Genomic DNA, 23,569 nt, shown 5'->3' with positions numbered 1-23,569 from the left:
TGATCCTCCTAAAAAATTTCTTTTAATATTTCGATTTGTTCAACATCTTCATGATGTAGAATCCATGAATCCAATAATTTTTTCTTGGCAACATAACCAATCGCTGCTTCATATTTTTCCAGTAATTTCGTAGCTCGATGTACCGAATCCATCGCGGCTGCACGAGAAATCTCTAGTTCCTCACTTATTTCAGTATAAGAGAAATCTTCCTCATAGTAAAGAGATAATATCTCTCTTTGACGTTCTGTCAACAATTCTCCATACACATCTAATAAATCATTCGCATCTAATTTTGAAATCATTATTCTTCCATACCCTTTGTGATTCCCATCAAGAAGGCATTGATATCAAATGGTCTTAAATCAGCAGGCTTTTCTCCTAGACCTAGGAAACGAACTGGTAAGTGTAATAGATCACGAATTGCGAGTACAACTCCACCTTTTGCCGTACCATCCATCTTCGTTAAAACGATACCTGTTACATCAGTTGCTTCCAAGAATACTTTTGCCTGTGAAATACCGTTTTGACCTGTTGTCGCATCTAAAACTAACCAGACTTCTTGTGGTGCTCCCTCAATTTCTCTTTGTACAACACGGTGCATCTTACTTAATTCATTCATCAAGTTTGTTTTATTTTGTAAACGACCCGCTGTATCGCAAATCAAAATATCAACATCATTTTCTTTGGCATAACGACAAGCATCAACTAATACGGAACTTGGGTCTTGGTTCATTTTTCCTTTAACACAATGAACACCTAAACGTGTTGCCCAAGTATCAATTTGATCAATGGCTCCAGCACGGAATGTGTCGGCTGCAGCAACCGCAACTTTCTTACCTTGTTCCTTATAATATTGAATTAATTTTGCACTTGTAGTTGTCTTACCACTACCATTTACACCAACCATTAAAATAACTGTTGGACCTTTTTCATTCATTTTAATTGGTTCGTCGTTTGATTCATCATAGAAATCATAAAGAATTGAAACCAAATAATCTAACATGGAATCATATTCTTTAACATGTTTTCCATTTGATTCAAACGCATCCACAATTTTTTGTGCTGTATGAATACCCACATCACTCTCAAGTAGAATAACCATAATTTGCTCTAATAGGTCATCATCAATTCCATGAAAGTTATTGGATAAAGCACGCATACGATCTCCAAAGCTTTTCTTTGAACGATCAAGGCCTGATAAATATTTATCTTTATCTTCACTTTTTACGAAAGCTTCTTTTATTTTCGAAAAGACCGACATTACTTTTCCTCCTTAGCTATATGTACTGCATCTTTCAATTGAACTTTTAACACTTTACTAACACCATCTTTTTGCATTGTAACCCCATATAACGTATCGCACTGTTCCATAGTTCCTGGTCTATGTGTTACCGCAATAAATTGAGATTGACCACGATAATGAGATAAATAACGAGCAAAACGCTCAACATTTGCCTGGTCTAATGCTGCTTCTACCTCATCAAAGATACATAAAGGCATTGTACGAGCCTTCAATATCGCAAACAATACACTAATCGCAATCAAAGCTTTTTCTCCACCCGAGAATGTCTGGATATTTTTAACCATTTTTCCAGGAGGCTGAACATCAATATCAATACCCGTATTCAATACGTCTTCTGGATCCACCATGGAAAGGCTAGCACGTCCTCCACCAAACATAGCCTTGAATACGCCATCTAGTTCAGCATTAATTTTATTAAACATCTCAGTAAATTGACTGATCATTGTCTTGTCCATCTCATCAATGGCTGCCAATATTTGTTGACTTGCCTTTTCTAAATCTTCTTTTTGGCTTGTCATAAAATCAAAACGTTCTTTGACTTCTTTATATTCGTTCGGTGCATCCAAATTCACATTTCCCAAACGAGAAATGGCTTGACGAAGTTGAATAACCTCTTCTTTAGCTCTTTCGATTTCGACATCTTCTTTTTTAGTTAACGCATACTCATATGTCATTTCATAATCTGTGCTTAAGCGATTCAACGCGTTCTCTAACTGCGTTTTGATTTTCACAACTTCCATTTCATAGTTATGAATCTGCGATTGTTTAGAACTCATTTCTCTACGAACTAAACGAATCTGATTTTCAAGTTGTTCTGCTTCATTTCCTTTATCAAAACGAGTCTGACGCAAGCTTTGAATCTCTAAAGACAATGAATCCAATACGGCATGCATCTTAGACATTTGTACAACAAGATCATCTTGTGCTAATTCACCACTATCTTCAATATCTACACCTAACTCCTGATATTCAGCTAAAATTGAATCGTATTTTGCCTTTTTAGTCGCATAAATATTTTCTAGCTTAGCCAATTCAATCTGTAAAGTTACAATCGCATCATTTTCTTTTTGAAGTTTCTGCGTAAGAATCTCTGTTTCATCCAAACAATTGTCGGCTTTGATTTTTTGCCCTTCAATTTTTGAATTGATTGTTTCTAATTCCTGACGCATTGTGACCGGTGTACTTTGATTCTTCGTAACACCACCCGTCATACTACCACCTGTATGTACGATATCACCGTCTAGTGTAACAATTTTATATGCATAACGTAAACGTTTCGCGGTTTCATTCGCATTCTGCAATGTATCCACCACAATCACATTACCAAGCAATCGTTCTTTAACGGGATCAAAGATCTCTTTACAGTCAACACATTCACTCGCAAAGCCTAGAAAGCCTGGACTTGTTGAAGCAACCGTGATCACTTGTTCATTCATTTTTCTAGGATGACATACACTTAATGGTAAGAAAGTTGCGCGTCCACTACGGTTTCGTTTCAAGAATGAAATGGCATTTCTTGCATCTGCCTCATTTTTAGTGATGATTTGATAGATACTTCCACCTAATGCTGCATTTACCGCCAATGCTTTATCGGTATGTGCAATCAACAATTCACTGACAACTCCATAAACGCCAGATAAAGAGTTTTTTGCCTGCATTACGGAACGCACACCTTGTTGATGAGCAAATGGCTGCTTCATCATATTTTCCAATACTTGTCTACGATTTTGTAGCTGTATCAAGATATTGTTTGCCTGATCCGATTCATAACGAGCCTTAGAAATTTTTGTTTTCAAATCATTCACAATATTACGACGGTTATTTAAATCTTGTTGCGTCTGCATCAAACGTTGATGACGATCCTGATATTCGAATCGTGCTTCTTCAAGCATAGCCTGCAATTCTTTTTGACGAGCTTGTTTATCCGCTACCTGCAACATATACTTTCGCTTTTCATCCTGCTCGATTTTACGTCTTTCAAGCTGATAATTTTCTTCCATCGCCTTTGTGTATTTTCCTTGCAGCTCATTGATTTGTTTATCTAGAGCATACATTTCTTTTCGAATGCTTTCTAAGCGATTTTCCTGCTTTAAAAGCTCCGCATTTTCTGATGTATGCATAGCTTGGATATCAAACAATTCTTTATTGATCTGATTGATTTTATCATTATATTGATCAATATCCTCAACCAATACACTAATTTCAATTTTAGATAGTTTATCTCTTAAAGAAATATATTTTTCTGCCTTTTTAGCTTGTTTTTCCAAAGGTCCAATTTGTCTTTCAAGCTCATCTAGAATATCCTGCAAACGATCTAGATTTTCTTTTGTCTGCTCTAATTTAGACAATGACACCTTTTTTCTCTTTTTATACTTTGCGACACCCGCAGCCTCCTCAAATAAAGAACGTCTATCTTCTGGCTTTGCATCCGCAAAAGAAGAAATATTTCCCTGCGTAATTATACTTAAGGAATCTTTGCCTAATCCTGTATCCATGACTAAATCATTAATATCTTTTAATCGGCATGGTGTTTTATTTATAAAATAACTTGCTTCATTATTGGCACGTAAAATTTGTCGTGTTATTTCGATTTCATCAAAATCCGAATCAAAAACACGTGTTGAATTGTCAAATACCAATGTAACGCGTGCCATGTTTACAGGTTTTCTATATTCACTTCCTGAGAAGATAATATCTGACATATTAGTACCTGAACGAAGTGATTTAACACTCTGTTCACCTAGCACCCAACGAATGGCATCATTCACATTACTTTTACCACATCCGTTTGGTCCTACAATGCCTGTAATATCTTGATCAAATTGAATCACTGTTTTATCTGCAAAGCTTTTAAAGCCTTGTAATTCAATACGTTTTAAAAACATCAAGACCCTCCACTCTAACTAGTGTATTATATCAAAAAAATCACATAAAATATATCTAGTATCCATTTCTAGATTGTATATTATTTATTATTATGTTATAGTACGTGTATGAATAAGAAAGATAGTATGAGGTATGTTTATCCACTTTGTTTTGGTGAAGAAGTAGGAAACTGTATCACACATGGAGTTATGGCACTTTTGATTCTATTTGCACTTCCATACTATAGTGTTCGTGCCTATTTACAAGGCGGAGCAATCAAAACATTTGGAACAGCGGTATTCTTGATTTGTCTGCTCTTTATGTTTACAGGGTCTTGTCTTTACCATAGCATGCCACATGAGACAACACACAAATATGTATTTAGAAAATTAGATCACATTATGATCTTATTGGCTATTGCAGGAACTTATACGCCCATTTGTCTAAATCTTATGAACAACTGGAAAGGATATACAATTTTAGCTATCGAATGGATTATGGTAATTGCAGGAATCTTATTGAAATCGATTGCGACGAAAAGTTATCCTAAACTTTCAATGGTAATCTATATGGTCATGGGTTGGTTAGCTATCTTTATCTTTCCTACGCTAATCAAAGAAACTCAACCTATATTTATCATTTTGATTGCCTTAGGTGGTGTTATGTACACCATGGGTACTTTCTTTTATTCAAAACCACAAAAAAGATATTTTCATTTTGTATGGCATATCTTCATCATTTTAGCTAGTATTTGTCACTTATTAGCTATCCTATACTTTATGTAGAAAAGAACCTATATCTTGGAATTTCCAAAATATAGGTTCTTTTTTTAAAACAATCGTACGATATCATTATATGTTGCGTATAAAAACAGCAACATCAAGAGTACAAAACTTGCCATGATGATATTTTCTACTACTTTTGTGGAAACTTTTCGTCCAATTAGTTTTTCAATCAATAAAATCAAGATTCTTCCCCCATCAAGTGCTGGAATGGGAATAGCATTAAAGATTCCAATATTTAATGAAATCAGCGCAAACAAGCTAAAATACATGTCCAATCCATATTGTACAGATTTGCTAGTAACATTTAAAATGCCAACGGGACCTGATAAGTTTTCTAATCCCTGTCCATGAATGATCATATTCAAAGATTTAAATATAGTTGTTGCACTATCCCAGGTATTTTGACAGCCAACCCATAAAGATTGATACCAAGGAATCTTCTTCGCATATGCAATCGCCTTATAGCCAAGTGTATAGCCTTCCATATCCTTATCATAAGATGGAGTTAGCGTAGTTTCAAATGTTGTGCCATCACGCTTTACAGTTAAGGTCAATGTATCATGATGATATTGAATAAACTCTAAAATTTCATATTGTGTTTTAGGTTGAATACTGTTTCCATCTTCACTTTGAACTTTAACGATGTGATCATTTTTTTCTAGACCTGCTTTTTGTGCCACAGAATCCTCTTCGACTACATAGACAACTGGTTTTGCGTCTTCTACTACATAGCCTTGAGCTAAGGCCACACCCATATATATGATCCATGCCAATAAAATATTCATCATAATACCAGCAATCATGATGCAGACTTGTTTCCATTTTTCAATACCGTTTAAACGTCTATTTTCCGGAACATCCTTTAGCCAGCTATCTTCTTCGCTTTGTGAGCCATCTTCTTCACCAGCCATCATTACATAGCCGCCAAAAGGAATAGCGCGAATTGAAAAAGCAGTCTCTTTTCCTTGTTTTTGATAAAGACATGGTCCCATACCAATAGAAAATTCTTTACAGTAAACCCCAAAATGTTTAGCAACTAAAAAATGTCCTAACTCATGTAAAATGACAATCACACTTAGCATCACGACAAATGCTATTATACCTATAATAAAATCCATTCAAATCCCCCTTAGAGAATGATTGTATATAAAACACTAAATACCATGATATTTAATAATAGTGAATCTACACGATCTAAAACACCACCATGCCCTGGTAAAAGATTAGAAAAGTCTTTTACAGCAAAATGACGTTTAATAGCACTAAAACACAAATCTCCAAGTTCTGCAGTAATAGGACATACTAAACATAAGAATGTATTTAAAACTGGGTTTAAGTTTGATACGTAGCTAAAACTAACCACAAAACTTAATACAGAACCAAATACAATTCCTCCCACAAAACCTTCCCAACTCTTTTTAGGTGAGATCCTAGGATTCATTTTGTGCTTTCCAATAGCTCGACCCACAAAATAAGCTCCTGTATCACTTCCATATGTAGCAAAAACAATCGTCCATAGGTACTGATGTACGTTTGCGATTTGTCCTACCGCATGATAAACAAGGGAGAAAATTGTAACATATGAAATACACACAAAGGAATCTATGATTGAGTAGTTTTCAACAAAAACAACAAGACTCCATAAGAATACAACAATCAGTGTCATAACAACGAAAAAGTATTTATCCGGTAAAACCCTTGTTAAAACGACAGCTAAAGCACTGAGTGGAAGAACATATTTAGGCCAGCTTTTAAAATGTGGCTGAATATGCATCCATTCATATGCACCTGCACAAACAATAAATAAGGCAAGAGATTCTAACCAATATCCTCCAAGAGCTACTGGTAGTGCTACAACAAGAATGATACCTATAGCGGTAATTATTCTTTGTTTCATGAAGTTAATCCTCCAAATCTGCGATCTCTTGAAGCAAATTCGTCTAGACAATCTTTTAATGCTTTTTCATCAAAATCAGGCCATGCGACTGGTGTAAAAATCAATTCCGCATAGGCGAGTTGCCACAACAAATAATTCGAAATACGAAGTTCTCCACTTGTACGAATCATCAGATCAATGTCTTCTGGTACAAATAAATATTTTGAGAACTCTTCCTCAGTTAAATCGTTTTCTCGTTTACCTTGAGCAACCTCATCCGCATATTTTTTCATACCAAGTAACATTTCTCTTCGCGAACCGTAATTAATGGCTAAACATAATTCTAATCCAGTATTATCCTTAGTCATATTTACAGCCTTATTAATTACATTTTGTGTTGTTTGTGGGAATTTTTCTAATTCACCGGCAAAAGTCACACGAATGTTCTTTTCCATCAATTCATTAATAAATTTATTAAAAAATAATCCTGGTAATTTACATAAATAGGAAACTTCATCTTCTGGTCTTTTCCAGTTTTCTGTTGAAAAAGCATATAGAATCAATTTTTGAATTCCCATATCTTGTGCAGCTAAGGCCACAGTACGAATTGTATCCGCACCCTTTTTGTGTCCTGCCGTTCTTGGTAAGCCTCTTTTTTTGGCCCAACGACCATTACCATCCATAATTATAGCTACTGTTTTTGGTGCCATAAAAACCTCCTTTTTAAAAAAGTCCAAATCAAGTTTGGACTTAGACATTTAATATTTCTTTTTTCTTTGCTTCACAAATTGAATCAACATCTTTAATGTATTTGTCTGTTAATTTTTGTGATTCTTCTAATGTTTGTTTTTGTTCGTCTTCTGGAAGTTCTTTATCTTTTTTAATGGCATCGTTCGCATCACGACGTACGTTACGAATCGCAATCTTAGCTTCTTCACCATATTTTTGTGCATCTTTAGCTAATTCTTTACGACGATCTTCAGTTAATTGAGGAACTTGAATACGAATGACATCTGCTTCTGCTTGAGGATTCAATCCTAAGTTAGCAGCTTGAATTGCGTGTGCAATATCTTTAATAATTGAACGATCATAAGGTTTAATAACAAGTTGTGTACCTTCAACAACAGAAATCTGAGCCATCTGGTTGATTGGTGTCATTGCACCATAATATTCAACTTGTACACGTTCTAACATTTGTCCACTGGCACGTCCAGTACGGATTTGACGAAGGTTTGATTCTAAATTATCAATAACACCCATCATTTTTTCTTCTGCATTTAATAAAATATCACTCATTTTAATTCTCCTTATTTCTTTTTAGTGATTGTTGTACCGTTAACTTCACGGCGAACTGCTTTGACAATATTACCAGGTTCATTCATATTGAAAACAACTAAATCAATATCATTATCCATGCACATACTAATAGCTGTTGAGTCCATGACTTGTAAGCCCTCGTTTAATACGTCCATATAATTTAGTGTATCGTATTTCTTAGCATTTGGATTTTTCTTTGGATCTGAATCATAAACTCCATCAACACCATTTTTAGCCATTAAGATAACATCTGCATTGATTTCAGATGCACGTAATGCTGCAGTTGTATCTGTTGAGAAGTATGGAGAACCTGTACCAGCTCCAAAAATAACGATTCTTCCTTTTTCCAAGTGACGTAAAGCACGTCTTAAGATGAATGGTTCTGCAACCTTTTGCATTTCAACAGCTGTCTGCACTCGAGTTTGAACACCTTCTTGTTCTAATGCATTTTGAACAGCTAAAGCGTTGATTACAGTACCTAACATACCCATATAATCGGCTTGAGCACGGTTCATTCCCATTTCAGCCATCATCTTACCACGAATGAAGTTGCCACCACCGACAACAATTGCTAATTCTACTCCTAATTTTTGTACTTCTTTTAACTCTTTTGCCAATCTTTTTAAGATTTCTGGATCAAAAGCAGCTTCAGGGCTAGATAAAGCTTCGCCACTTAATTTTAATAAAACACGTTTATACATACTATTGCTCCTTATTGAATTGTCACAACAATTATACACTATATTACGCTATTTAAAAAGAAAAACCCTTGGAATTTCCAAGGGTTTTAAAGTAAAAGATAAATTACTTAGCCATTTGAGCAGCAACTTCTTCAGCAAAGTTTTCTTCGCGTTTTTCGATACCTTCACCAGTTTGGAAACGTACGAAAGTTACTACTTCGGCTTTGTTGTCTTTCAAGAATTGAGAAACCTTAGTTTTAGGTTCTAAGAAATATTCTTGATCCAATAAGCATTGGTCTTTAAAGTGTTTGTCAACTTTTCCTTTTAAGATTCCTTCCAATACTTTTTCTGGCTTGTTAGCCATGTTAGGATCAGCCTTCATCATTTGTAATTGAAGTTCACGTTCGTGTTCAACTTCTTCACCTGGTACTTCAGCTTGAGATACATATTTTGGAGCCATACTAGCAACTTGCATTGCTAAGTTTTTAGCTACAGTAGCATCTTGAGTTCCTTTAACAACTACAACAGCAGAAATTGATCCACCCATGTGCATGTATGAACCGAAGATTTCATCATCTGCTTTTTCAATAACAGCAACACGACGGAAAGAAATTTTTTCTCCGATAGTAGCTGTAGCGTTGATGATTAAATCATTGATAGTTCCTTCAGCAGTTTGAATATTTAAAGCTTCTTCAGTTGTAGCAGGTTTGTTTGCAAGAATTGCTTCTTGTAAAGTATCCATTAAACCTAAGAATTGTTCGTTCTTACTTACGAAGTCAGTTTCTGAGTTAACTTCGAATAATACAGCAGTGTTTCCACTAACAGCAACACGAGTTAAACCTTCAGCAGCGATACGTCCTTCTTTTTTAGCTGATTTTGCGATTCCTTTTTCACGTAACCAGTCAACAGCTTTTGCAATGTCACCTTCACATTCAGTTAAGGCTTTTTTGCAATCCATCATACCAGCACCTGTTTTTTCGCGTAATTCTTTTACTTGAGCAGCAGTGATAGCCATTTTAGCATCCTCCTATATTTTTTATTATTCAGCAGCTTTTGCTTCTTCAGCTTTTGCAGCTGATTTTACGTCATCATTTTTCTTATTGAAAGGACGACGGTTTTTACGTTCGAAGTTACGTTTTCTACGTTCTTCATTTCTTTGACGACGACGACGTTCGTTTTCAGCGATTTGTGCTTCAACATTTTTGATTACGTCTTCCATAGTTACATCATCTTCAGTTTCATCTAAGTAAGCCATTTCTAATAGACCACCCTTAGCATCAACGATAGCGTCTGCTAAGATTGTTGTAACTAATTTGATTGAGCGAACTGCATCATCATTAGAAGCGATTGCAAAATCAGCATCTTCTGGATCACAGTTTGTATCTAACATAGCGAATACAGGGATTCCTAATTTTTTAGCTTCAGCGATTGCATTGTGTTCTTCTTTTGGATCAATAACAACTAATGCATCTGGAAGTTTCTTCATTTCTTTGATTCCACCTAAAGAACCTTCCAATTTAGCTTTTTCTTTACGTAAGTTAGCTTGTTCCTTCTTAGTGTAAACTTCGATTTTTCCGCTAGCTTCCATTTCTTCGATTTCTACTAAACGTTTAATACGTTTTTGGATTGTACGGAAGTTTGTTAATAAACCACCTAACCAACGTTTGTTAACGTAGAAAGATCCTGAACGTAAAGCTTGTTCTTCAACAACTTCTGCAGCTTGTTTCTTTGTTCCTACGAACAATACTTTTCCTCCACGTTCGCTAATTGCTTTTAATTCATTGTAAGCAGCCTCGATTTGTGCTTGAGTTTGGTTTAAATCTACGATATAAACCCCGTTGCGACTTGTGTAGATGAATGGTTTCATCTTTGGGTTCCAACGGCGAGTCTGGTGACCAAAGTGAACACCGTTCTCTAACATTTTCTTCATTGATACGATTGACATAATAGTCCTACCTTTCCGTTTCTCCTCCATCATTTCAGACGCATGCAACACTAATGTGCACGGGCACACGAATCCATGATGTGTGTTATAAGCGCAATCACGCGCTTTTACATTATAGCAATAACCTTTTTAACTTGCAAGATGTTATTTTTCAAAAGGGTGCGCTTTTTTATAAACCTTCACTAACTGCGCTGTAGTCACATGCGTATAAATTTGTGTTGTTGATAAAGATGAATGTCCTAGTAACTCTTGAACAACACGAATATCCGCTCCATTATCTAATAAATGTGTCGCAAAACTATGTCTCAACATATGTGGATGCAATTTCATATGCATTCCAATGGCTTTGGCATGTTTATCCATTAAATACTGAATACCACGAGAAGTTAATTGTTTACTTCTTAAATTCACAAATACATGATCATCCACTGCATATTTTGACCAAAAACTATTTTTATATTCCCACAATTCTTTTTCAAAACCTTGATAAAAAGGTACAATGCGATCTTTATCCCCTTTACCTCGAATATGCACGATTCGATTGTTTAAATCAATTTGATTCCATTCCAATGCAACACATTCACTAACACGTAATCCACATGCATACATCATCGTAAATAATATGCGATCGCGATATTGATCTTCTTTGGCGTCATTATAAGAATTTAAAAATTCCTGAATTTCTTCTACAAATAAAAAATCTGGAATTTGTTTTGACTTCTTTGGTGTCTGTATCCCTAATAAAGGGTTTTCATTGATACCCATATACTCTGCCAAATACGCATAGAAAGAACGATATACACTCATTTTACGTGCAATCGAACTGGATTTTAAATGATCCAATGTAGCTAGAAAATTCATAAAAGTCAATCTATCACACGATTCAAAAGAATCAATAGATTGACTTAATAAATATTCTTTATATTGATTCAAATCATTTTTATACGATTCGATAGTTTTATCTGATTGCGTATTCTTTCGATATATATATTTTAGAAAACGATCAATCAACTCATCCATTGACTTGTTCCTGAATTTCTTGAATACGAGAAAGTGCCTGAGCAGCAAATTTTTCTTTACGCTCATGTTTCTTACATTTTTCGTTTAAATGCATAATGCCAAAGTTTGCATTCATTGGCTGGAAATGTTTTGGATCACAATGCGTAATATAGTATGCTTGTGAACCCATCACACAAGTATTTCCAAAACAAATTGGTTCTTTACCTTGCATATACAACGACATATTGATTCCGGCAATCAATCCGGATGCACAAGATTCAACATAGCCTTCAACTCCAGTTAATTGTCCGGCAAAGAATAAATCATCACGTTTCTTTGATTGATATGTTTCTTTTAAAACAATTGGACTTGATAAATAAGAATTTCGATGCATAACACCATAACGAGTAATTTTCAAATTTTCTAATCCAGGAATCAAAGAGAAAACTCTTCTTTGTTCAGGCCAAGTTAAATGTGTCTGGAAACCAACAATATTGTACATACTTGCAGCTACATTATCTTGGCGTAACTGAACTACGGCAACTGGATGTGAATCCTTGTCTTTTTCCAATCCCACCGGCTTTAATGGCCCAAACAACATAGTCTTCTTTCCACGACGTGCCATTTCCTCAATGGGCATACAACCTTCAAAATATGTTTCTTTTTCAAAATCGTGCAAATTCACACATTCTGCATGAATCAATGCATCATAGAATACTTCAAATTCATCCGCATTCATCGGACAGTTGATATAACTTGCTTCACCTTTGTCATAGCGAGACTTATAGTAGGCTTTACTAAAATCGATCGAATCCTTTTCAATAATAGGTGCTGCTGCATCATAGAAATGGAAAGTATCTTCAGAAGTGAAATCATGTATAGCCTTCGCTAGAGAATCACTTGTCAAAGGTCCTGTTGCGATAATGCATGGTCCTTCTGGTAAAACTGTCATTTCTTCATTAACAACTTCGACCAATGGATGATTTTTGATTGTATCAGTAATATATTGTGAAAAAGTCTCACGATCAACTGCCAACGCACTTCCAGCTGGTACAGCATGCATATCTGCTGATTTCATAATCAATGAATCCATTTGGCGTAATTCCTCTTTTAAAATACCAACCGCATTATTCATCGCATTGGATCGAAGTGAATTCGAACACACAAGTTCCGCAAATCGATCTGTATGAAAGGCTGGACTTTCCTTTTTAGGACGCATTTCAATCAATCGAACCGGAATATTTCTTTTTACGAGCTGCCATGTTGCCTCACACCCGGCAAGTCCTGCTCCTACAACCGTAACTTGTTCCATTATTTATCTTCCTCTGTTTTCTTAGGTTCTTTTTTTATATAGTGGCATTTTGGATAATTTGAACAACCAATGAAAGTTGTCCCAAAACGTGATTTTCTTCTGACAAGCTCATGTCCACACTCCGGACAAATTTCACCTGTTAGCTCAGGTTTCGCCTTCTTTTTCAAAGATTCGATAGTTTTGCATTCCGGATAATTTGAACATGCCCAGAACTGGCCATAACGCCCTCTTTTAATCACCATCTTAGCTCCGCAGTTCGGACAGATTTTTTCTTCTTTTGCCTCTTCTGGAAGTTCTTCTTCATCATTTTCAGTGTAGCGACATGTTGGAAAGTTAATACAAGAAATAAACTTACCAAAACGACCATTACGATAAACAAGCTCTCCACCACATTCAGGGCAAGTACGTCCTACACGTTCTAATTCCTTCTTTGGCATTTTTTCATAGGCATCTTCTACAAGTGGAGCAAATTTATCATAGAATTTGTGCATGTAAGATACAGAGTCCTCGTTCCCTTCGGCAATTTCATCCAAAGTTTTTTCCATATCTGCCGTATATTCTACGTTAATGACACTTGAGAAATACTGTTGTAGTTTTTCATTTGTCAAAATTCCCTGCTCACTAGGAATAAATACCTTCGTCTTTGAAGTTTCACTTGTCTTTTCTAATGAGGCATAGCCACGTTTTTGTAAAGTATCAATAATTGTCGCATATGTACTTGGACGACCAATTGACTTTTCTTCAAGATCTTTAATCAGGCGTGCTTCTGTATAACGTGCTGGTGGTTCTGTAAAGTGCTGCTTTGAAGTTGGAGTTACATTTTTTAAAACTTCATTTTCTTCCATCTTAGGAAGTAAAGCATCGCTTTGTTTTTCATATTTAGAATATACTTTGTAGTAACCATCAAAAGTCATAGTTTGTCCGCTTGCACTAAATTCTAAATCGTTGTTTGTGATTTTAACACTGGTCACATCATATACAGCATCTTTCATTAAGGATGCCAAAGTACGCGCATAAATCAGTGAATATAAACGATATTGATCATTCGTTAAATGGTCTTTGATGGATTCTGGTGTACGATTAATGTTTGTTGGTCGAATGGCTTCATGTGCGTCCTGCGTATTTTTACCATTCTTTTGATGTACATGTCCAACATATTCTTTACCATATGTATTTGTGATGAATTCCTTGGCATCTGAAACGAAAATATCAGATAAACGTGTTGAGTCCGAACGCATATACGTGATCAAACCTTCCATATTTCCGCCTAGATCAATACCTTCATACATTTTTTGAGCTACACTCATTGTTTTCTTTGCGCCAAATCCTAATTTTGTACTGGCTTCCTGCTGCATAGTCGATGTTGTGAATGGAAGTTTAGGTTGTTTCTTTTTCTGCTTTTTAGAAATCGATGAAACAATATATTCTCCATTACATCTTTCTAACAATGCTTTAGCTTCTTCTTCATTTTTGATTTTAGGCTTTTTACCTTCAACCTTCACTAAATCTGCTTCAAATGCTTTATTCTGCTTTTTACATTGTGCATGAATCGTCCAATACTCTTCTTGTTTAAACGCCTTGATTTCATTTTCACGATCAACAATCAATTTCAACGCCACAGATTGCACACGTCCTGCAGATTTAGACTGGATTTTATTCTGCAGCAATTTACTGAGTTTAAACCCAATAATTCGATCTAACATACGACGTGTTTCTTGTGATTTCACAAGGTCCATATCAATTTTTCTTGGTTCTTTCATAGCTTCAAGAATTGCAGGTTTCGTGATTTCATGGAAAACAATACGATTATTGTCTTCTGTATTTAAATCTAATACACGTGCTAAATGCCATGCGATTGCTTCCCCTTCACGGTCCGGGTCACTGGCAAGATAGATATCTTGTGCTTTAGAAGCGTACTCTTTTAATTCTTTCACTATTTCTTTTTTCTCTTTGCTAATTTTATATTTAGGTTCGAAATCATGATCTACATCAATTCCTAAACCTTCTTTTCCGCTTGTCGCCAAATCACATACATGGCCTTTGCTGGAAACAACTCTGTATTCTTTTCCTAAATATTTTTCAATCGTCTTCGATTTGGAAGGCGACTCCACAATAACTAAATGTTTTTTCATTTGTTCCCCCATATTCACGCTATATAAAACATTAAAAATTTCAATTTGTCAATCCTCAGATATCATCAATGTCTTTTATATCCACCAAAATATTGGCTCCATTACTAATCAAGTAGTTACATCCTTGATACTTTTTATCTTGAAAAGCTGTAGGCACACAATAAATAGGAACACTCAATTCGAGACATTCATTCACAGTAATCATTGTTCCACTTTTATAGGTTGCCTCAATCACAACTAAGTTGCTGCTTAAAGCGGCAATCAAGCGATTTCGCCATGGAAAGTGATAAGCCAAAGGCTTCACATGCATAGGATATTCACTAATGATCAATCCGCTTTTTTTTATCCTTTCAAATAAAAATGCGTTTTCCTTTGGATAAATCACATTAATTCCACAACCAAGCACACCAATTGTTTTTGATGCATTCAAATGGGCCCTGGCATCAATACCTTTGGCAAGCCCAGATACAATGACATACCTTGATTGTAGTCTTTGTACGATTGTATCCGTATTTTGCAGTGCCTGCGCTGAACAGTTTCTAGCTCCTACTATACCTACACCTTTTTCTTTCAACAAACAAACATTACCCTGATAAAAAATAATCCATGGCGGATATCTTAAATGTTTAAAGGCTTCCGGATACATCTCATCAACGATTGTAAGATAAGGATATGGATATGCAATGATGGAATAGTTTTCGTGTGCCTTTATCGCATTGCCAATTTTCTTCCAATCTCCATCATATTGGATGGCATACCATAAAATAGCTTCTCTTTTTATTCTCATATACTCATATACGAAAAAAAAGAGACTTTTAACTAAAAAAGTCTAATTTCTTCAAGTTTTTTTACAGGACCATAACTTCTTCGATAGAAATCCTGTAATCCATACTTGTTTAAAGCTTCAATATGCGCTTTTGTCGGATATCCTTTGTGTTTGGCTAAACCATACTGTGGATACATTTCATCCAACTTTTTCATCCAGTGATCACGCGTAACTTTCGCTAAAATACTTGCCGCCGCAATAGACAATGATTTTTGATCTCCCTTCACAATAGCTTGGTAAGGTTTATCAATATCTGGTAATGGCATCGCATCACTCAACACAAAATCACATTGTGCTTTATTGGCAATCTCCATCATAGCTTCTTGTGTTGCACGATAGATATTTTTCCTATCAATCGTCTTTTCATCTACAACTAAAATTTGATAATACAAAGCATCCTGAATAATTGTTTTAAACAACTCTTCACGCTTTTTTTCACTCAATTTTTTAGAATCATCAATTAACGCATTTTGATATCCCTTTGGAAAGATAACACCTGCTACCATCAATGGACCGGCAATAGGGCCTCGCCCTGCTTCGTCCATACCAAGTACACTTTGATTTTGATCCCAGTAATCATTGTCCAAAGGTCTATCCAACATGTGGTTTCTCCCAAGTAATCAAGCCACACTTATTTTCACGAATATCTTTGACAAAACTTAACATCAAACGATTTTCATCAATTTCACCCTTTAATAAATAACCACGTTTTATGGCGATATTCTGTAATGTTTCATAAGGCGTATCCGCAATCTTGACATGATATACTGTATCAAAGATTTCAGATTTTTCCTGCATTAAATACTCACACGCAAATAATGCCAAATCGTCCATATTTACAACTTGATCTTTTACTGAACCCAATAGAGCAAGTTTTAGACCTACTTGTTGATCTTCAAATTTTGGCCATAATACACCCGGCGTATCTAATAGCTCAAGTGTTTGACCTACTTTAATCCATTGAAGACTCTTTGTCACGCCTGGACGATCACCAGTTTGAGCTGCTTTACGTTTCGCAAACGTATTAATAAATGTGCTTTTACCTACGTTAGGAATTCCACACACCATGGCACGCAAAGCTCTAGGCTTCATTCCTCTACGTTTTTGTCTTTCAATTAAATTGATACATAATTCGTTCGATGCCTTAATCAATTGTTTCGAGAAATTTTCATGAATAAAATCCAATGCTAATACTTTTTGATTCTCTGTTTCTAAGGCATTTACCCATTGTTTGGTAAGTTCTTTATCAGCCTTATCTTTTTTTGACAAAAGAATCAAACGCGGTTTATTTTGAATCAATTGATCCAACATTGGATTCTTACTGGCATCTGGCATTCTTGCATCACGAATCTCAATCACAAAATCAACTTTTTTTAAATTCTCTTCCATTTGCCTTTTGGCCTTGGTCATATGACCTGGAAACCATTGTACGTTTGCCACTAATCTTTCACTCCTATATCTGAAATTGGTAACAAGACTAACATCTTCTTGGCAAAGATTTGTGATTTCTTAACAGGACCTACATAGCGTGAATCTTTAGATTTAGGGCGATTATCTCCCATCACAAAATATTCATCATCACCTAATGTAACTTCTTTAAAATCAATTACTCTGTTCTCATTTTCAGGATTGTAATTTCTTTTATTGTCCCCTACATCAGAATTCTCTACTTGATTAAAGTAACCTATTTTATCAATCCACGATTGACGGTAATCTGGATCAATATATTTAGTCTCATCCAATACTTTTCCATTAATATATACAACATCATTTACACAGCTTACAGTTTCACCTGGTAAGCCAATTACACGTTTTACCCAATGTGTTTTCTGTCCCTCTTCTTCCATGGTTACAACGACTATATCCCCTCGTTCTACACCATTTAATAATACACCCCCAACATTGGTAAATCCAAATTCACCATCTTTCAATGTTGGATACATACTTTCTCCATCTACACGAACTGGATGTGCCACAAAGTTCACAAACAATAAAATCACAATGGCACTAATGACAAACACTTTAACAAAATCAAGTATATCTTCTAGTAAAGTACGTTCGTCATCTTCATTGTACCTTAGCTCGTTTTTCTTTGACTTCTTCATATAATCTCTAACCCCCTAAATGTTATAAATCTATTATAAAGCTATTTAGAAAAAAAAGCCTGAAAATCAGACTTTTTTTAAACAATTAACGAACTTCTTTTAAACGAGCAGCTTTACCTGAACGGTTACGTAAGTAAGATAACTTGTTACGACGTACTTTACCGTGACGAACTACTTCAATGTGGTCAATGATTGGTGAGTGTAAAGGGAATTTACGTTCAACACCAATTTGGTTAGAAATCTTACGAACTGTGAATGTTTCAGAGATTCCTCCACCTGCACGTTCAATTACAACACCTTCGAATACCTGGATACGGCTCTTGTCACCTTCTTTGATTTTAACGTGAACACGAACAGTACTACCAGAACGGAATGCTGGAATATCAGTCTTCAATTGTGATTTTGTTACTTCATTAACTAATCCTAAGTTCATTTTCTTTTCTCCTTCTTTTCTAATATTTGGTTATCAGTTCATTCACACAATGTGCCAGCGGAACTACCTATGCGTAAACGCCCATTAATATTACCATGTCAATAGATTTTGCGCAAGAATTATTTTTTGATTTTTAATACTGAATCGACTACTTTTTGATCTTCTTTATTTAAATTTAAATTTTCTAATAAATCCGGACGATACATCGCTGTTCTTTTTAAAGACTCTTCATGTCTATACTTCTTGATGTTCGCATGATGACCACTCAATAATACATCTGGAACTCTTTTTCCATCATAGATTTCTGGCCTAGTATATTGAGGATATTCTAAAAGTCCATTTGAGAAAGAATCATCATCACTGGAATCTTGGCGAATAACACCCGGTAAAATACGTAATATGCAATCGCACATGACCATACATGCACTTTCACCACCAGTTAGTACAAAGTCACCTAAAGACATTTGAATATCTACATAATCACGAATTCGTTCATCAAATCCTTCATAGTGACCACAAATAAAAATTAAATGTTCCTTTAAAGATAATTCCTTTGCGATGGATTGATTAAATGTCTTACCTTGAGGTGTCAATAAAATAACTGTACTATTTTCTGTACGAATGGATTCTAATGCATCTAATATAGGCTGACACATTAATACCATTCCCGCACCACCACCATATGGTGTATCATCCACGTGTCCATGTTTTTCTTTTGTGAACTGACGAAAATCGATGGTTTCAAACTCAAATAAATCTTTTTCCTTGGCACGCTTTAGAATACTTGTTGTCATTAAAGGTTCAAAGTATTCTGGAAATAATGTTAATACAGATATTTTCATCGTAAGCCTTCCATTTCACGAATTGTGATTTCATGAGCTTCTTTGTTCACATCAACAATAAATGCAGGTACAAAAGGCAATAAGAAACTATTTCCTTTTGATTTTACACGAAGTACTAGATTGGCTCCTGTTTCTAAAATATCCACAACTTCTCCAAGCTTTTCTTTTTCCTCGTTATAAACTGTACAATGCATCAATTCATGATAATAATATTGTCCGTCTTCAAGTTCAGGCAAATCCTCTTGGGCAATAAATAGATTCTTTGTCTTCAACAATTCAGCTTTTTCAATTGAATCTACCCCTTCAAAGTAACAATAGCCAAAACCCTTTTGTTCGCGATAACGCACAACGGTTAATGTACGACCATCTTCTAAATGTAATACTCTACCTTTTTCAAAACGATGCTGCGGATCATCTGTCACAAGATACAATTTACATTCACCCTTAAGTCCATGAGTATTAATGATTTGAGCTACTTTTATCATATGTTCCTCCTAAAAAAATCAGGATGTGAAATCACATCCTAATACGCTTCAAATTTTACTGAAATTCTTTTGTGTACATCACGTGCCGCAATAGACATCATTTGACGAATACTGCTAGCCATAATTCCCTTACGGCCAATTAAACGTGCAACATCTTCACTATTGGCATATACATACAATAAAATTTCATTTTCATTTGTAGTTGCCATTGTTTTTACAGATAATGCTTTTTGATCATCTACAAGTGGTAAACAAATGTCTAATAATGTTTTTTCTAAATCAATCATTATTTTGAACTTTTAGCTTCGTGCATTTCTTTTAAAACACCTTCGTGTGATAAAATTGAACGAACTGTATCAGTTGGTTGTGCACCGTTGCTTAACCATTTCTTTGCTAATTCTTTGTCTAAAGTTACTTTTTCTTCAGCTTTAGTTGGGTTGTAAGTACCGATTTGTTCGATAAAACGACCATCACGAGGACTACGTGAATCAGCAGCTACTATACGGTAGAAAGGAGCTCCCTTTTTACCCATTCTTTTTAAACGTAATTTAACCATATTTAAATTCCTACCTTTTCTAATTTGTTAAAGCTCATAAAGAATAACATGAATAAAAAAGGGTGTCAAGTATTTTTACTTTACACCTTAATTTTTTTATTTTTTCTTCTTTTTCTTTTTTTGTTTCTGTTTTTTACTACCAGAATGCTTTGACATTCCAGGCATTCCGCCTCCACGCTGCATATTCTGTAGAGCAGACATATCAGGAAGTTTTGCCTTACCGCTCATCATCTTTGTCATCATTTGCATCTGTTCTAATTGATTAATCAAACGATTGACATCCATGACTTTAACTCCGGCACCCTTGGCAATACGATTCTTTCTTGATGCTTTTAAACATGATGGATTTTCACGTTCATATTCTGTCATCGATAAAATAATGGCTTCACTCTTTTTCATCTGTGAATTCATTTTTTCATCATCTAAATTTTTAGCAACCTTATTAATACCAGGAATCATATTCATCATTTTCTGCATAGATCCCATTTTAGAAACCTGACCTAATTGTGCTAATAAATCATTGAATGTAAAAACACCCTGTTTCATACGTTCAGCCGTTTTTTTCTGAACTTCAATATCTAATTTATCTTGAGCCTGCTCAACTAAAGTGACAATATCTCCCATTCCCAAGATACGATCTGCCATACGATCTGGGTGGAACTCTTCTAAGTCATCTACTTTTTCACCATTTGACACAAATAATACAGGTACGTTTGTGATAGAACGAACTGACAACAATCCACCACCACGTGCATCGCCATCCATTTTTGTAACGATCAATCCTGTTACAGATAATCGTTCGCTAAATTCTTTGGCGACAGTCACAATATCTTGACCTGTCATCGCATCTACAGTTAATAAAATTTCATCAGGAACAACAAGATCCTTCATTTGTTGAAGTTCCTGCATTAATGCTTCATCAATGTGCAAACGACCAGCCGTATCGAAAATCACTAAATCTTTTTGACGATCTTTCGCATAGGCCAATGCCTGTCTTGCTGTTTCAACCGCAGATGTTTCTGGCCCACAAGTAAACACTTCTACATCAATACTTTTTCCTAATGTCTGTAACTGCTCAATAGCTGCAGGACGCACAACGTCACATGCTACTAATAAAACACGACGTGCTAATTTGTTTTTGCAGTAATTCGCAATCTTTGCACTTGCTGTTGTTTTACCAGTACCCTGTAAACCAACCATCATAACCGTAGTCATGCCTTGCTTTTTAAAGTGAATACGAGCATCTTCTTCACCTAATAATACTTGCAATTCATCATGTACGATTTTAACAACCATTTGACTAGGATTTAAAGAATCTAATACTTCTTGTCCTAGTGCTTTTTCTTTTACGTTTTCGACAAAGCTCTTTACTACTTCGTAATTAACATCTGCCTCTAATAATGACATGCGCACTTCTTTTAACATGTCATTCATATTTTTCTCAGTCAGTTTTCCCTGTCCTGAAATATTTTTAAATGCTTTATTTAAACGTTCACTTAATGATTCAAATGCCATAAATTATAATCTCCCCAAACTGTTATAAGTTTATCTAATTTTTATTTAAATTACAATGGAAGGCCAGTCGACTTTGTCCATTTTTTAAATAAATTGTACCCACATGTTTAAATCCATGCTTCAACATGAAATTTTGCATGGGCTTGTTGTCCACATGTGTGTCCATCCGAATATTATCAATCTTAGATTTACAATATTCTAAAACGATATCAGCCATATGCTTTTTTAAACCTCGTGTTGCGATACGATGAATAACACCATACGGTTCATCATTTAGCCATTGGCCATCATATATTTTATTGTAACAAGGATCAATACCACAATAAAACACAAAGCTGGCTTGAATTCCATCTTCATCTACTAAAACATACATTTCTTTTTTTTCAATATCCTCAGTCAATATTTCTCTTGATGGATATCCATTTGTCCATTGATTTGTATTTCCTGTAGAAACCATGAATTTTCTAGCTCGTTCATAGATTTCTAATAAAACAGGCATATCCTCTAGAGTTGCCTTGCGAATTAATTCTCTTGCCATTTTAAAGACCATCCAAACTTTACACATGCGATGAAACGCCATACAATATATCCAATACGATAGAATATGTTAATTTTTGACCAATCAATTACAGCCGGTACATAGACAGGTTGTTCTTTTCTAGAATAGAAAAAAATCAAAGTATATAGAATTACCATATCACTATTATAAAAATTAATATCGTAATAAAAATTTTCTTTAGGAAACAATTGATGTAAACAAAGCTCCTGATATTCATAGGCTGCGCGCATTTCATACGCCTGTACAAGATCCATGTGATCGGTTAAAGATCCTGGACGTTTAACGTAATGATAATAACAGTTAGGTATTATTGAAACGCGTTTTGCGTTATAGATTGCTTTAAAAACTGTGTACGTATCTTCGAATCCCTTTTTCACATCTGGAAATTTAACGTCTTTAAAACAAGAAGCCGCATATAGTTTTCCCCAAGGGTAATTATTAATACCTTTATTTTGACTCAATGCTCTTAATGCAGATAAAGAATCCATGTTTTTTTTACACATTGGACTCACTGGTATTGATAATCCTTTATACTCAATACGGTATCCACAAGTAACAATCTCACTATGCGTTCTAATAGCTTCATTTATCATTTTTTCAATCATATGCGGATTTACATAATCATCACTATCAACAAACAAATAATAATCCCCAGTTGCCTTTTCTAATGCTCGATTTCGAGTTGTAGAAATACCAGCATTTTCATAGCTATAAACATGAATAAAGTCATAATTAAAAGCATATAATTCGGCAATATCCAATGATGAATCTGTTGTTCCATCATTAATAATAATGATTTCTATATTTTTGTATGTCTGTAAAAGAATAGATTCCAGACATTTCGATAAATATTTTTCCACATTGTATACTGGAATCAATATACTCACTTTATACATGAACGGCCTCCTTAAATGCCATAATACAATATCCCTTTGTAAAGAAAATATCAAATTTATATATAAGAATCAACAAAAATCTAAAAAAAAAGGACCCGGCAGCTAGCTATCTTCGCAGGGGCAAGCCCAACTATTGTC

At 35.0% G+C, this 23,569-nt stretch carries 26 protein-coding genes; 1 reads left to right on the top strand and 25 read right to left on the bottom strand.

Annotation, left to right across the window (positions count from 1 at the left end):
• Positions 1 to 8: 8 nt before the first annotated feature.
• From LJE08_RS02685 to LJE08_RS02675, 3 genes are read right to left on the bottom strand one after another with little or no spacing between them, the layout of a single operon-like run.
• A complete protein-coding gene (locus tag LJE08_RS02685; protein WP_117925376.1) occupies positions 9 to 302 on the bottom strand; it encodes a sigma factor-like helix-turn-helix DNA-binding protein in 294 nt (97 codons plus the stop codon).
• Positions 302 to 1,261 (bottom strand): signal recognition particle-docking protein FtsY, encoded by a 960-nt coding sequence (gene ftsY, locus LJE08_RS02680; protein ID WP_217256267.1) that lies wholly within the window; start codon positions 1,259 to 1,261, stop codon positions 302 to 304. The genes LJE08_RS02685 and ftsY overlap by 1 nt, the downstream gene beginning before the upstream one ends.
• On the bottom strand, positions 1,261 to 4,188 hold the full coding sequence (locus LJE08_RS02675) for a chromosome segregation protein SMC (protein ID WP_227402345.1): 2,928 nt from the start codon (positions 4,186 to 4,188) through the stop codon (positions 1,261 to 1,263). The genes ftsY and LJE08_RS02675 overlap by 1 nt, the downstream gene beginning before the upstream one ends.
• Positions 4,189 to 4,296: 108 nt before the next feature.
• On the opposite strand from LJE08_RS02675, the gene LJE08_RS02670 reads away from it, so the two are divergent.
• Positions 4,297 to 4,953, top strand: coding sequence for a hemolysin III family protein (locus LJE08_RS02670; RefSeq protein WP_186998737.1), 657 nt, complete (start codon positions 4,297 to 4,299; stop codon positions 4,951 to 4,953).
• Between the two features lie 44 nt (positions 4,954 to 4,997).
• On the opposite strand, the gene rseP is transcribed toward LJE08_RS02670, so the two are convergent.
• The 22 genes from rseP to LJE08_RS02560 all read right to left on the bottom strand — a co-directional run bounded on the left by rseP (position 4,998) and on the right by LJE08_RS02560 (position 23,431).
• Positions 4,998 to 6,071 (bottom strand): RIP metalloprotease RseP, encoded by a 1,074-nt coding sequence (gene rseP, locus LJE08_RS02665; protein WP_217256265.1) that lies wholly within the window; start codon positions 6,069 to 6,071, stop codon positions 4,998 to 5,000.
• 11 nt (positions 6,072 to 6,082) lie between these two features.
• Complete coding sequence (locus LJE08_RS02660) at positions 6,083 to 6,850, bottom strand: phosphatidate cytidylyltransferase (protein ID WP_117925387.1); 768 nt, start codon at positions 6,848 to 6,850, stop codon at positions 6,083 to 6,085.
• A complete protein-coding gene (locus LJE08_RS02655; RefSeq protein WP_227402344.1) occupies positions 6,847 to 7,539 on the bottom strand; it encodes an isoprenyl transferase in 693 nt (230 codons plus the stop codon). Before LJE08_RS02655 ends, LJE08_RS02660 begins: the two co-directional genes overlap by 4 nt.
• A 40-nt stretch (positions 7,540 to 7,579) precedes the next feature.
• Positions 7,580 to 8,125, bottom strand: coding sequence for a ribosome recycling factor (gene frr / locus LJE08_RS02650; protein WP_186998734.1), 546 nt, complete (start codon positions 8,123 to 8,125; stop codon positions 7,580 to 7,582).
• An 11-nt stretch (positions 8,126 to 8,136) separates the two neighbouring features.
• Positions 8,137 to 8,847, bottom strand: a complete 711-nt coding sequence (pyrH, locus tag LJE08_RS02645) for a UMP kinase (protein WP_003865905.1) — start codon at positions 8,845 to 8,847, stop codon at positions 8,137 to 8,139.
• 103 nt (positions 8,848 to 8,950) lie between these two features.
• Positions 8,951 to 9,841 (bottom strand): translation elongation factor Ts, encoded by an 891-nt coding sequence (gene tsf, locus LJE08_RS02640; RefSeq protein WP_186998733.1) that lies wholly within the window; start codon positions 9,839 to 9,841, stop codon positions 8,951 to 8,953.
• 24 nt (positions 9,842 to 9,865) lie between these two features.
• On the bottom strand, positions 9,866 to 10,771 hold the full coding sequence (gene rpsB, locus LJE08_RS02635) for a 30S ribosomal protein S2 (protein WP_227402343.1): 906 nt from the start codon (positions 10,769 to 10,771) through the stop codon (positions 9,866 to 9,868).
• A 144-nt stretch (positions 10,772 to 10,915) separates the two neighbouring features.
• Positions 10,916 to 11,791: a site-specific tyrosine recombinase/integron integrase gene (gene xerA, locus LJE08_RS02630; protein ID WP_117925397.1), complete on the bottom strand. Its 876-nt coding sequence runs from the start codon at positions 11,789 to 11,791 to the stop codon at positions 10,916 to 10,918.
• Positions 11,784 to 13,082: a methylenetetrahydrofolate--tRNA-(uracil(54)-C(5))-methyltransferase (FADH(2)-oxidizing) TrmFO gene (gene trmFO / locus LJE08_RS02625; protein WP_217256262.1), complete on the bottom strand. Its 1,299-nt coding sequence runs from the start codon at positions 13,080 to 13,082 to the stop codon at positions 11,784 to 11,786. Before trmFO ends, xerA begins: the two co-directional genes overlap by 8 nt.
• Positions 13,082 to 15,214, bottom strand: a complete 2,133-nt coding sequence (gene topA, locus LJE08_RS02620) for a type I DNA topoisomerase (protein WP_227402342.1) — start codon at positions 15,212 to 15,214, stop codon at positions 13,082 to 13,084. The genes trmFO and topA overlap by 1 nt, the downstream gene beginning before the upstream one ends.
• Before the next feature lie 55 nt (positions 15,215 to 15,269).
• Positions 15,270 to 16,001, bottom strand: coding sequence for a DNA-processing protein DprA (gene dprA, locus LJE08_RS02615; RefSeq protein ID WP_227402341.1), 732 nt, complete (start codon positions 15,999 to 16,001; stop codon positions 15,270 to 15,272).
• A gap of 32 nt (positions 16,002 to 16,033) precedes the next feature.
• A complete protein-coding gene (locus tag LJE08_RS02610) occupies positions 16,034 to 16,642 on the bottom strand; it encodes a ribonuclease HII (RefSeq protein ID WP_217256260.1) in 609 nt (202 codons plus the stop codon).
• Complete coding sequence (gene ylqF, locus LJE08_RS02605; protein WP_227402340.1) at positions 16,632 to 17,480, bottom strand: ribosome biogenesis GTPase YlqF; 849 nt, start codon at positions 17,478 to 17,480, stop codon at positions 16,632 to 16,634. Before ylqF ends, LJE08_RS02610 begins: the two co-directional genes overlap by 11 nt.
• On the bottom strand, positions 17,480 to 18,145 hold the full coding sequence (gene lepB, locus LJE08_RS02600) for a signal peptidase I (RefSeq protein WP_186998729.1): 666 nt from the start codon (positions 18,143 to 18,145) through the stop codon (positions 17,480 to 17,482). Before lepB ends, ylqF begins: the two co-directional genes overlap by 1 nt.
• An 85-nt stretch (positions 18,146 to 18,230) precedes the next feature.
• Positions 18,231 to 18,578 (bottom strand): 50S ribosomal protein L19, encoded by a 348-nt coding sequence (rplS, locus tag LJE08_RS02595; protein ID WP_117571589.1) that lies wholly within the window; start codon positions 18,576 to 18,578, stop codon positions 18,231 to 18,233.
• Positions 18,579 to 18,697: 119 nt separating this feature from the next.
• Positions 18,698 to 19,420 carry a tRNA (guanosine(37)-N1)-methyltransferase TrmD gene (trmD, locus tag LJE08_RS02590; protein WP_117925412.1) on the bottom strand — a complete coding sequence of 241 codons (723 nt, stop codon included), beginning with the start codon at positions 19,418 to 19,420 and terminating at the stop codon, positions 18,698 to 18,700.
• A complete protein-coding gene (gene rimM / locus LJE08_RS02585; protein WP_227402339.1) occupies positions 19,417 to 19,905 on the bottom strand; it encodes a ribosome maturation factor RimM in 489 nt (162 codons plus the stop codon). Before rimM ends, trmD begins: the two co-directional genes overlap by 4 nt.
• A 38-nt stretch (positions 19,906 to 19,943) precedes the next feature.
• Positions 19,944 to 20,192: a KH domain-containing protein gene (locus LJE08_RS02580; RefSeq protein ID WP_003865918.1), complete on the bottom strand. Its 249-nt coding sequence runs from the start codon at positions 20,190 to 20,192 to the stop codon at positions 19,944 to 19,946.
• The gene (gene rpsP, locus LJE08_RS02575; RefSeq protein WP_117571593.1) at positions 20,192 to 20,461 is read right to left on the bottom strand and encodes a 30S ribosomal protein S16; all 270 of its coding nucleotides are present in this window, start codon (positions 20,459 to 20,461) and stop codon (positions 20,192 to 20,194) included. Before rpsP ends, LJE08_RS02580 begins: the two co-directional genes overlap by 1 nt.
• Before the next feature lie 96 nt (positions 20,462 to 20,557).
• Complete coding sequence (gene ffh, locus LJE08_RS02570) at positions 20,558 to 21,976, bottom strand: signal recognition particle protein (protein WP_227402338.1); 1,419 nt, start codon at positions 21,974 to 21,976, stop codon at positions 20,558 to 20,560.
• A gap of 34 nt (positions 21,977 to 22,010) precedes the next feature.
• Positions 22,011 to 22,514 (bottom strand): GNAT family N-acetyltransferase, encoded by a 504-nt coding sequence (locus LJE08_RS02565; protein WP_227402337.1) that lies wholly within the window; start codon positions 22,512 to 22,514, stop codon positions 22,011 to 22,013.
• Positions 22,499 to 23,431 carry a glycosyltransferase gene (locus LJE08_RS02560; protein WP_227402336.1) on the bottom strand — a complete coding sequence of 311 codons (933 nt, stop codon included), beginning with the start codon at positions 23,429 to 23,431 and terminating at the stop codon, positions 22,499 to 22,501. Before LJE08_RS02560 ends, LJE08_RS02565 begins: the two co-directional genes overlap by 16 nt.
• Between the last annotated feature and the right edge of the window lie 138 nt (positions 23,432 to 23,569).

The organism is Holdemanella sp. DFI.5.55 (genome assembly GCF_020593575.1).
GTDB classification, from domain to species: Bacteria; Bacillota_I; Bacilli_A; order Erysipelotrichales; family Erysipelotrichaceae; genus Holdemanella; species Holdemanella hominis.
Note: the sequence above shows the minus strand (reverse complement) of the source record. Positions and strands in the feature narration are given on the sequence as shown.

Coding starts and splice junctions, on each gene's coding strand:
- xerA (WP_117925397.1), bottom strand. CDS start 11,791: ATGGATGAGTTGATTGATCGTTTTCTAAAATATATATATCGAAAGAAT.
- dprA (WP_227402341.1), bottom strand. CDS start 16,001: ATGAGAATAAAAAGAGAAGCTATTTTATGGTATGCCATCCAATATGAT.
- ffh (WP_227402338.1), bottom strand. CDS start 21,976: ATGGCATTTGAATCATTAAGTGAACGTTTAAATAAAGCATTTAAAAAT.
- LJE08_RS02560 (WP_227402336.1), bottom strand. CDS start 23,431: ATGTATAAAGTGAGTATATTGATTCCAGTATACAATGTGGAAAAATAT.
- frr (WP_186998734.1), bottom strand. CDS start 8,125: ATGAGTGATATTTTATTAAATGCAGAAGAAAAAATGATGGGTGTTATT.
- trmFO (WP_217256262.1), bottom strand. CDS start 13,082: ATGGAACAAGTTACGGTTGTAGGAGCAGGACTTGCCGGGTGTGAGGCA.
- LJE08_RS02610 (WP_217256260.1), bottom strand. CDS start 16,642: ATGTTGGATAGACCTTTGGACAATGATTACTGGGATCAAAATCAAAGT.
- LJE08_RS02670 (WP_186998737.1), top strand. CDS start 4,297: ATGAATAAGAAAGATAGTATGAGGTATGTTTATCCACTTTGTTTTGGT.
- trmD (WP_117925412.1), bottom strand. CDS start 19,420: ATGAAAATATCTGTATTAACATTATTTCCAGAATACTTTGAACCTTTA.
- LJE08_RS02565 (WP_227402337.1), bottom strand. CDS start 22,514: ATGGCAAGAGAATTAATTCGCAAGGCAACTCTAGAGGATATGCCTGTT.
- tsf (WP_186998733.1), bottom strand. CDS start 9,841: ATGGCTATCACTGCTGCTCAAGTAAAAGAATTACGCGAAAAAACAGGT.
- LJE08_RS02660 (WP_117925387.1), bottom strand. CDS start 6,850: ATGAAACAAAGAATAATTACCGCTATAGGTATCATTCTTGTTGTAGCA.
- rimM (WP_227402339.1), bottom strand. CDS start 19,905: ATGATAAAAGTAGCTCAAATCATTAATACTCATGGACTTAAGGGTGAA.
- rseP (WP_217256265.1), bottom strand. CDS start 6,071: ATGGATTTTATTATAGGTATAATAGCATTTGTCGTGATGCTAAGTGTG.
- pyrH (WP_003865905.1), bottom strand. CDS start 8,847: ATGTATAAACGTGTTTTATTAAAATTAAGTGGCGAAGCTTTATCTAGC.
- rplS (WP_117571589.1), bottom strand. CDS start 18,578: ATGAACTTAGGATTAGTTAATGAAGTAACAAAATCACAATTGAAGACT.
- rpsB (WP_227402343.1), bottom strand. CDS start 10,771: ATGTCAATCGTATCAATGAAGAAAATGTTAGAGAACGGTGTTCACTTT.
- lepB (WP_186998729.1), bottom strand. CDS start 18,145: ATGAAGAAGTCAAAGAAAAACGAGCTAAGGTACAATGAAGATGACGAA.
- LJE08_RS02685 (WP_117925376.1), bottom strand. CDS start 302: ATGATTTCAAAATTAGATGCGAATGATTTATTAGATGTGTATGGAGAA.
- LJE08_RS02655 (WP_227402344.1), bottom strand. CDS start 7,539: ATGGCACCAAAAACAGTAGCTATAATTATGGATGGTAATGGTCGTTGG.
- ftsY (WP_217256267.1), bottom strand. CDS start 1,261: ATGTCGGTCTTTTCGAAAATAAAAGAAGCTTTCGTAAAAAGTGAAGAT.
- rpsP (WP_117571593.1), bottom strand. CDS start 20,461: ATGGTTAAATTACGTTTAAAAAGAATGGGTAAAAAGGGAGCTCCTTTC.
- LJE08_RS02675 (WP_227402345.1), bottom strand. CDS start 4,188: ATGTTTTTAAAACGTATTGAATTACAAGGCTTTAAAAGCTTTGCAGAT.
- topA (WP_227402342.1), bottom strand. CDS start 15,214: ATGAAAAAACATTTAGTTATTGTGGAGTCGCCTTCCAAATCGAAGACG.
- LJE08_RS02580 (WP_003865918.1), bottom strand. CDS start 20,192: ATGATTGATTTAGAAAAAACATTATTAGACATTTGTTTACCACTTGTA.